General features: G+C 54.2%; 10 protein-coding genes. 2 read left to right on the forward strand and 8 right to left on the reverse strand.

Annotated features, from left to right (window positions below):
• The 5 genes from FDW95_RS24030 to dapA form a co-directional block, all read right to left on the reverse strand.
• Positions 1-578 (reverse strand): tRNA(Met) cytidine acetyltransferase TmcA domain-containing protein (locus FDW95_RS24030; protein ID WP_249359238.1); only part of this gene is annotated, 578 nt, incomplete at its 3' end.
• 15 nt (positions 579-593) lie between these two features.
• Positions 594-1,460 carry a neutral zinc metallopeptidase gene (locus tag FDW95_RS18560; protein WP_115257805.1) on the reverse strand — a complete coding sequence of 289 codons (867 nt, stop codon included), beginning with the start codon at positions 1,458-1,460 and terminating at the stop codon, positions 594-596.
• Between the two features lie 129 nt (positions 1,461-1,589).
• Positions 1,590-2,303, reverse strand: a complete 714-nt coding sequence (gene purC, locus FDW95_RS18565; protein ID WP_096756202.1) for a phosphoribosylaminoimidazolesuccinocarboxamide synthase — start codon at positions 2,301-2,303, stop codon at positions 1,590-1,592.
• A 110-nt stretch (positions 2,304-2,413) separates the two neighbouring features.
• The gene (gene bamC, locus FDW95_RS18570; protein WP_115257804.1) at positions 2,414-3,448 is read right to left on the reverse strand and encodes an outer membrane protein assembly factor BamC; all 1,035 of its coding nucleotides are present in this window, start codon (positions 3,446-3,448) and stop codon (positions 2,414-2,416) included.
• 16 nt (positions 3,449-3,464) lie between these two features.
• Positions 3,465-4,343 carry a 4-hydroxy-tetrahydrodipicolinate synthase gene (gene dapA, locus FDW95_RS18575; RefSeq protein WP_096756200.1) on the reverse strand — a complete coding sequence of 293 codons (879 nt, stop codon included), beginning with the start codon at positions 4,341-4,343 and terminating at the stop codon, positions 3,465-3,467.
• 145 nt (positions 4,344-4,488) lie between these two features.
• Here dapA and FDW95_RS18580 point away from each other — a divergent pair, with 145 nt between their 5' ends.
• Together FDW95_RS18580 and bcp are read left to right on the forward strand one after the other, a co-directional pair.
• Entirely contained in the window at positions 4,489-5,061 is a 573-nt protein-coding gene (locus FDW95_RS18580; RefSeq protein WP_003037954.1) for a glycine cleavage system transcriptional repressor, read from the forward strand.
• Positions 5,061-5,531: a thioredoxin-dependent thiol peroxidase gene (gene bcp, locus FDW95_RS18585; protein WP_096756198.1), complete on the forward strand. Its 471-nt coding sequence runs from the start codon at positions 5,061-5,063 to the stop codon at positions 5,529-5,531. The genes FDW95_RS18580 and bcp overlap by 1 nt, the downstream gene beginning before the upstream one ends.
• A gap of 115 nt (positions 5,532-5,646) precedes the next feature.
• On the opposite strand, the gene iadA is transcribed toward bcp, so the two are convergent.
• From iadA to FDW95_RS18600, 3 genes are read right to left on the reverse strand one after another with little or no spacing between them, the layout of a single operon-like run.
• Positions 5,647-6,810, reverse strand: coding sequence for a beta-aspartyl-peptidase (iadA, locus tag FDW95_RS18590; RefSeq protein WP_115257802.1), 1,164 nt, complete (start codon positions 6,808-6,810; stop codon positions 5,647-5,649).
• An 11-nt stretch (positions 6,811-6,821) separates the two neighbouring features.
• Positions 6,822-7,283 carry a YjiG family protein gene (locus FDW95_RS18595; RefSeq protein ID WP_115257801.1) on the reverse strand — a complete coding sequence of 154 codons (462 nt, stop codon included), beginning with the start codon at positions 7,281-7,283 and terminating at the stop codon, positions 6,822-6,824.
• Between the two features lies 1 nt (position 7,284).
• Positions 7,285-7,944, reverse strand: a complete 660-nt coding sequence (locus FDW95_RS18600) for a nucleoside recognition domain-containing protein (protein WP_115257800.1) — start codon at positions 7,942-7,944, stop codon at positions 7,285-7,287.
• Positions 7,945-8,086: the final 142 nt, after the last annotated feature.

The raw sequence follows: 8,086 nt of genomic DNA on the forward strand, positions 1-8,086 counted from the left end.
CCGGGCGGCATATCCAGCAGCTGCTGTAAAATGACCGCCTGCTCTGGCTGAGGCTCGCCGTTAGCTAGCTGCCAGCGACCGCGCGCGGGAAAATGTCCAGGCGCAAACGGCTGATGCTGTTGCCAGTGCAGGGTTTGTCCGTCACGGGTCATCACCCGTTGAAAGTGTTCGACAAAGTGCGGCGTAGGGATAGGTTCGGCGCAATCGCTCCAGCGCAGTGAATCCACATCAGGATGCGTTTGCCAGGTCAGCCAGGGGGGCGTCAGCAGCACCAGCCAGCTTCCGGCACGCAGCGTGCCGCTTAGGGCGGCAAACGCCGCAGCGTCAAATCCCTGACGGGCATCAAAAACCGCATGGCGAAACTCACGCCCCAGTAACGTTTGTAGCGCTTGCGGCGTGCAGTACGGTTCAGCGGGGGCCGTTGCCCCCACCCAAAGCCAGTCGCCGGGTAATGTGTTGCGTAGCGCAAGCGCCCGCTCCTGAGGCCACAGACCCTCGCCGCTAATAATCAGCAGGCGACGGATGCCTTCCCGGGCCATGTGTTCAGTTAACGCATTCAGTGCGGTGTTATCGGACATCCCTGCCTCAGGATCTTAAATGCCTTTGCCAAAGGTATTACATTGCGCCGGGTCGCCGCTATCAAAACCGCGTTTGAACCAGCTATAGCGCTGTTCAGAGGTACCATGCGTAAAGCTGTCCGGTACCACGCGTCCCTGCCCCTGCAACTGCAGGCGATCGTCACCAATTGCCTGGGCGGCGTTCAGCGCTTCTTCCAGATCGCCCGTTTCCAGCACGCCCTGCTGCTGCATACTGTTGCCCCAGACGCCAGCAAAGCAGTCGGCCTGCAGCTCCATACGCACGGAAAGACGATTCACTTCCGCCTGCGAGGCATTCTGCTGCATCTGGCGAACTTTCGGTTCTATGCCTAGTAGTTTCTGCACGTGGTGGCCAACCTCATGCGCAATGACATAGCCCTGAGCAAAATCACCGTCAGCACCGAGCTTACTTTTCATGTCGTCATAGAAGGAGAGATCGATATAGACCGTGCCGTCCGCAGGGCAATAAAATGGCCCCATCACTGACTGGCCTGCTCCACATCCGGTTCGCGTCGCGCCACGGTACATCACCAGCTTAGGCTGCTGATAAGTACGGCCCATTTTTTCAAACTGCTGGCCCCAGGTGTCTTCGGTCGTGGCGAGGATCACCGAGGTAAATTTGGCCGCTTCATCATCATTCGGACTGATGGAACGCGTGGATTGCTGCTGCGAAACAGGTTGGCCGGTCATTAACCCGGTGAGATCGACGCCATAATAGCCGGCCACAAGGACCACAATCAGCAGGATGATGCCGCCTTTACCACGTGGCAAACGAAAGCCCGGCCCGCCCATAGAAGGTCCGCCGCCCGAACTGTTACGTCTGTCTTCTACATTGTCGCTTTCGCGACGCCCTTGCCAGCGCATAATCACCTCAACTTTTTATTCATTATGATGATGATCGTAGGCGGTTCGGAACAGGATTACCATAAGAAAGAGTAATCAAACCAGGGGGGAATTGATGAGCCGGAGAGCGATCGCCGGCTCAGGAAGGGATCAATCTAACTTCACACCCAGGCGATGTGCGACAGCTTCATAGGCTTCGATCAGGCCGCCCAGACTCTGGCGGAAACGGTCTTTGTCCATTTTATCCAGCGTTTCTTTGTCCCACAGACGGCTACCGTCCGGAGAGAATTCGTCGCCAAGAACCACTTCACCTTTATACAAACCAAACTCGAGTTTGAAGTCGACCAGGATCAGACCCGCGTCATCAAACATTTTTTTCAGCACGTCGTTGGCTTTGTAGGTCAGCTCTTTCATTCGTGCCAGATTCTCTTTGCTCACCCAACCAAACGTTTCGCAATAGGACTCGTTAATCATTGGATCGTGCATAGCATCGTTTTTCAGGAACAGATCAAACAGCGGCGGATTCAGTTCAATACCTTCCTCAACGCCTAAACGCTTCACCAGGGAACCTGCCGCGCGGTTACGCACCACGCACTCGACCGGGACCATCTCCAGTTTTTTCACCAGACATTCGGTATCGGATAGCAGTCGCTCCATTTGGGTCGGAATACCCGCTTCTTGCAGCTTGGTCATAATGAAATGGTTGAACTTATTGTTCACCATGCCTTTACGATCGAACTGTTCGATGCGCGCGCCATCCCCTGCTGACGTATCATTGCGGAATTCGAGCACCAACAGGTCCGGGTTTTCCGTGCTGTATACGGTCTTCGCTTTACCACGATACAGCTCAGCTTGCTTTTGCATCTTTATTACTCCTGGGTGTGAAATAACGATAAATATTGCGTTTTTCTGCTGACGCACACGTTTGCGTATCATACCAGAAAAAAGGGCTGGAGTTATCCAGCCCTTGATTTTTACTTACTGAATGCTGCCTGGAAGACGGCGACCAGCGCGTCGTTCTGGCTTTGCGTCAGGGTATGTCCTTTCGGATCGATAAACTGCAAGCTGCTGCGGTTGTCTAAATCACCGACCTGCAGTTTGTAGTCGCCGGATACGAGACCCGGATCGCTCGCGCCCAGTTCCTGCCAGTTGCTATCGGACAGCGGTTTGTAGGTTACGGCGATGCTGCCCTGAGAACGAGTACTGTCGGTCACTTTCATGCCCACTTTCTCAAGTGCTGCTGGCAGACGCTGCCACACCACGTTGAACGGTCCGCGTACCACCAGCATCGGCAAGCCGGTGTCATCGGCGGCGCTCTGAACATCCATGGTGGCGGCAGAGCGGCTCTGCGCGGCATTCGCGGCGTCGGTGGCGGTCTTATCCAGACCCGCAGAGATAACGTTCATCATCTCAGCGCTGTAGCGCTGCATTGATGCAGCATCTGCCACCGGCTTACCGGCCTGCTCGAGGTTAACCAGTTTCACCGTTACCGCCTGCTGATAGCCCTGCGGTTGAACCGAGATTTGATAACGTCCGCGATACTGCTCGTCTTCATCAAGACGGTTCCAGTCAACCCAATCGGTCGTCAGCGTCTGACTGGCATCATCACGTTTGGTAATGGTGTAGTTTTTCGCCTGAATCACGCTAACGACCTGCGGCCACAGCGTGTTACTACGACCATTCTCCACCAGCAACGTTGCCGTATCACCTGCGATCTGGGTACGTGCACCGCTAACCAATGCCAGCGGTTGAGCCGGTGGGCGAATATCCAGCGCTTTACCAACAGCACCGCTGCCGTTGGTTACCGGGATGGTATAATCACCGGTTGTTACCGGCAGAATCATCCCAGCTGGCGCATGAAGCTCAGCAAGCGGTGCGGCCTCCAGATAGGATTCATCACCGCTCACCTGGCGCTTATAGCGCGAGTCAGAACTACAGGCCGCGAGCAACATAACTAGCGAAACACCCGCAACCTTGGCCAGGCGCGACTTTTGTACTGAGTAAGCCATCAAATCTCCCTAAACTTTACAGCAAACCGGCATGCTTAAGCGCCGCTTTGACGATATCACGAGCATTGTCCGTGATTGGCGTCATCGGCAGACGCAGCGTATCGGTTGCCACAAGACCCAATTCCTTACATGCCCATTTCACCGGGATAGGATTGGGTTCGACAAATAGTTTGTTGTGTAACGGCATCAAACGCTGGTTAATCACCCGCGCCTCGGCAAAACGCCCTTCTGCCGCCAGTTTGCACATTTCAGCCATTTCACGTGCCGCTACGTTAGTGGTAACGGAAATCACGCCATGACCACCGAGCTGCATAAAGTCCAGCCCGGTCGCGTCATCACCGCTGAGCAGAATAAAATCGTCTGAAACCAGCTCTTTGATCTGATGAACACGACTTAAGTTCCCTGTGGCCTCTTTGATAGCGACAATATTTTTTACTTTCGCCAGACGACCCACGGTCTCCGGCAGCATATCGCAGCCAGTACGGGACGGCACATTATACAGAATTTGTGGCAAGTCAGTATGTTCAGCGATGGCTTTGAAATGCTGGAACAAACCTTCCTGCGTCGGGCGGTTGTAGTAAGGCGTCACCGTCAGGCAGCCGACAATACCGCTGTCGTTGAAACGCTGCGTCAGACTAATGGCTTCTGCGGTCGCATTGGCGCCGGTTCCGGCAATCACCGGAATACGCCCGTCGGCCAGTTCCAGCGTCATCATCACCACATCGCCATGTTCATCATGACTCAGCGTGGCGGACTCACCGGTAGTGCCAACCGAAACGATCGCCGAGGTGCCGCTGGCGACATGATAATCAATCAGTTTTTTCAGGCTCGACCGGCAGACTTTACCTTTCTCATCCATCGGCGTAATAAGCGCGACAATACTTCCCGTGAACATGGGCCATCCTCTGTGCAAACAAGTGTCTCAATGGTACGTTTGGTACGACAATAAAAGCAAGCGACCAGAGCCCTTCTGATTGTTGTATGCATGTTTTTTTTATGCTTTCCTTATAATTACCTCACCGCTCAAAGGAAGAACAGGTTTGACATCGTCATCGCAACACTATCTGGTCATTACTGCGCTGGGTGCCGACCGCCCAGGAATTGTGAACACCATCACTCGTCATGTCAGCAGTTGTGGCTGTAATATTGAAGACAGCCGACTGGCCATGCTGGGTGACGAGTTTACATTTATCATGCTGTTGTCTGGTACCTGGAATGCCATCACCCTGATTGAATCAACCTTGCCGTTGAAAGGTGCAGAGCTAGATTTATTGATTGTGATGAAGCGTACAACCGCACGCCCCCGCCCGGCGATGCCCGCCACGGTATGGGTTCAGGTTGATGTCCCTGACTCTCCCCATTTGATTGAGCGTTTTACCGCCCTTTTCGACAGTCATCAAATGAATATTGCCGAACTGGTTTCTCGCACCCAACCGGCGGAGAACGGAAAGGCTGCCCAGTTGTTTATTCAGATTACCGCACATAGCCCTGCGTCACACGATTCGGCAAATATTGAGGATGCGTTTAAAGCACTCTGTACAGAACTCAATGCGCAAGGCAGTATTAACGTCGTCAATTACTCACAGCATGATGAACAGGATGGAGTTAAGTAATGAACCCACTGAAAGCCGGTGATATCGCACCGAAATTTAGCTTGCCGGATCAAGACGGAGAACAAGTAAATTTAACCGACTTCCAGGGACAGCGTGTTCTGGTTTATTTCTACCCGAAAGCCATGACGCCCGGCTGTACCGTACAGGCCTGTGGCTTACGCGATAACATGGATCAGTTAAAAAAAGCCGGCGTGGAAGTGCTGGGTATCAGCACCGATAAACCGGAGAAGCTTTCCCGCTTCGTGGAGAAGGAAGTGCTTAACTTCACGCTCCTGTCCGATGAAGATCACCAGGTTTGCGAGCAGTTTGGCGTCTGGGGAGAAAAGTCATTTATGGGTAAAACCTATGATGGCATTCATCGCATCAGCTTCCTGGTGGATGCTGACGGCAAGATTGAACATGTGTTTGATGATTTCAAAACCAGCAATCACCACGACATCGTGCTGAAATGGGTGCAGGAAAACGCCTGATTTATTTTTGCCGGATTAAGCCTGATGGCGACGCTACGCGTCTTATCAGGCCTACATCCGCGCAAGTCCGTAGGCCGGATAAGGCATTTACGCCGCTATCCGGCATCAACGTCGTTTACTCAAACGTCCCTTTAACACACGCTTTTTTCTCTTTCACCACCGCGTTGCCCTTCGCCCACAGGTGGTAAACCTCCAGCGTGTCGTTGAGCACCAGAATGTCCGCATCGCATCCAACCGCCAGACGTCCTTTATGCCCAAGTCCCAGAAACTCCGCCACCGTGCGCGTGAGCGGACATAATGCCTGCTCCAGAGGAATGGCATGAACCGTCACCAGTTGGCGCAGCGTGTGTGCCAGTGATTCAAATCCGGCCACACCAATCCCCGTCAGATTGCCCTGTTCATCAAACTCCGGCTGGCTGCCGTTACCGTCTGAACTCAAGGTAATCCGCGACAGTGGAACGTCGCTGCGCAGCGCGGTCGCGATGGCCGTTGCCGGATCCACGGGCTCATCAATACTGCTGGTAATGTCGATATACCCCCCTTTGCGGGCATAGGCTAAGGCGGCCTCAAACAACGGTTCCGCGCGGTTAACATGCGTTGGCAGCAGTTTGGTTATCGGCACATCTGAATGCGCGAGGACGTCATACAGCGGCTCCAGCATGCGCGGGCTGTCACCCATATGGAAGACGCTAATCCCCGGCTTCTGCCCTAATAATCCGCCGACGCGCGACTGCGCCGCCATGTTCGCCAGCACCGCGGTATTCGGGGCTGATGAGCGATGGTCTGAAATCGCACATTTCACCCCTATCACCTTGTCGATCAGCGCTACATCGCGCTCAATACTACCGGTAATGGTCGGGGAAGGTAACGAATACGCGCCGGTGAGCATCCAGGCACTGATGCCTTCATATTCCAGTGCTCGGGTTTTCGCCAACAGCGACTCCGGATGACGGGTAATTCCATCGGTACCCAGCAATCCCACCACTGAGGTGATACCCGCTTCAACCAGTCGTGACAGGCGCACTTCCGGTGTGCGGGTGTGGGGGCCGGCCTCTCCGCCACCGCCAATCAAATGAACGTGCTGATCGATAAACCCCGGACAAACAATGGCACCCTCGAGATTAATACACTGACAGCCGGGAAAATCGTCTGCCAGGATAGACGGCGCGATGGCGACAATTTTTCCGCCCACGACCAGAATATCTTGTTGCCCCAAATCGTCAGGCGCGTAAACGTGTCCGCGCTGGAACAGCGTCAGACCAAGAATTGAACAGTTCATAACCTTCCTTGTCAGGCAATTACCTGCATAACCCAAATAGAGAGCAGCGCATTAATCACGCATACCGCAATAATAAGCGGATAATAGCGAGGATGAACCCCCGCAGTCCCCAGACAGCGTCCGACATTTTGCACTGGATTCCCCATCAGGTAGATGGCCGGTAGCAATACCGTCGCATCATGTCCCGAAAGGGTTCCGGCGACAACCAGACTGGCGCAAACGCCAACGCCGCCGCCCATACTCATCACCGCCGCCAACAGCACGGTGGCAGATTCCCCCGGCAATCCCCACAGCGCCATAACCGGTTCGCACACCCGGCCGACGACGTCGAGCAACCCCGTTACCTTTAGCGCCTGAATAATCACAAACGCCATCACCACGTTCGGTAACAGGCTGGTGGTGGCAATGGTAAACCCGCGCCTTGCGCCATCGATGAACATATCCATGACATTTTTACGTACGTGTGTTGTCATCTCAGGCCTCCTGCTGCGTACGGCGATTTTCAAGCTGCGCGATCCACAGCCGTAGCAGGTTCGCGCCGACAAATTTGAAGACCAGGATCACCGCCAGTGGCGTTATCACCGGAACGGTAACCATCGTAAACAGCGCCGCGCCTGAGGAAAAATAGTTGGTGATACACGCGCTACCGCTGGTTTGCCAGCAGGCAAAAATAGCGCGTTCCTGCTCGGTGATAATCCCCTCTTCCGCCAGCTCTTTGGTCATTCCGGCTGCGGCATCGGTATTTTGCACATTCGCAATCAGCGCCAACGAGCAAATACCCGGAACGCCGAGTAAGGGGCGCAGGACCGGCGTCATTAGCTGCTGCGCCGCGCGCAACCCTCCCAAGCCTTCGGTAATGGAGATGATGCCAAGTGACAGAATGACGGAGGGCGCCAGTTCCAGCGCAAATAAAAAGCCATCTTTTGCGCCCATCCCGCCGGCACCGCGAAACGAGACCACCGTCTCGCCTGCCGCGTTTATCTGCCCAAATGCGCCGTTGAGAACGGTGAAATCGAACACCCGCCACCAGTCGGTACTTTTCGAAAACATGCCGGAAAAAAGGATAATAGTGACGAAAAAGGCGAGATAGCCAACCCATCCCGCTTTTTGTTGCGTGTGCGTGTTGTGACCCATTTTTTTCTCCTGTTGGTCTTATTCCTTGTGTGACAAAAAGACATCACATTGGTCAAGTTAAAGGCTAATACGGAGAAAAACGACACCCAGGAAGATTATTCAGAAAGTGTGTATAGAGGTCAGACAAGTTCTGGCCCGGCGG

The organism is Citrobacter sp. wls718, from assembly GCF_005280945.1.
Lineage (GTDB): Bacteria > Pseudomonadota > Gammaproteobacteria > Enterobacterales > Enterobacteriaceae > Citrobacter > Citrobacter gillenii.

Bases quoted from the DNA above. Each gene is read 5' to 3' on its own strand.
- FDW95_RS18560 (WP_115257805.1), bottom strand. From the start codon at position 1,460: ATGCGCTGGCAAGGGCGTCGCGAAAGCGACAATGTAGAAGACAGACGT.
- purC (WP_096756202.1), bottom strand. From the start codon at position 2,303: ATGCAAAAGCAAGCTGAGCTGTATCGTGGTAAAGCGAAGACCGTATAC.
- bamC (WP_115257804.1), bottom strand. From the start codon at position 3,448: ATGGCTTACTCAGTACAAAAGTCGCGCCTGGCCAAGGTTGCGGGTGTT.
- dapA (WP_096756200.1), bottom strand. From the start codon at position 4,343: ATGTTCACGGGAAGTATTGTCGCGCTTATTACGCCGATGGATGAGAAA.
- bcp (WP_096756198.1), top strand. From the start codon at position 5,061: ATGAACCCACTGAAAGCCGGTGATATCGCACCGAAATTTAGCTTGCCG.
- iadA (WP_115257802.1), bottom strand. From the start codon at position 6,810: ATGAACTGTTCAATTCTTGGTCTGACGCTGTTCCAGCGCGGACACGTT.
- FDW95_RS18595 (WP_115257801.1), bottom strand. From the start codon at position 7,283: ATGACAACACACGTACGTAAAAATGTCATGGATATGTTCATCGATGGC.
- FDW95_RS18600 (WP_115257800.1), bottom strand. From the start codon at position 7,944: ATGGGTCACAACACGCACACGCAACAAAAAGCGGGATGGGTTGGCTAT.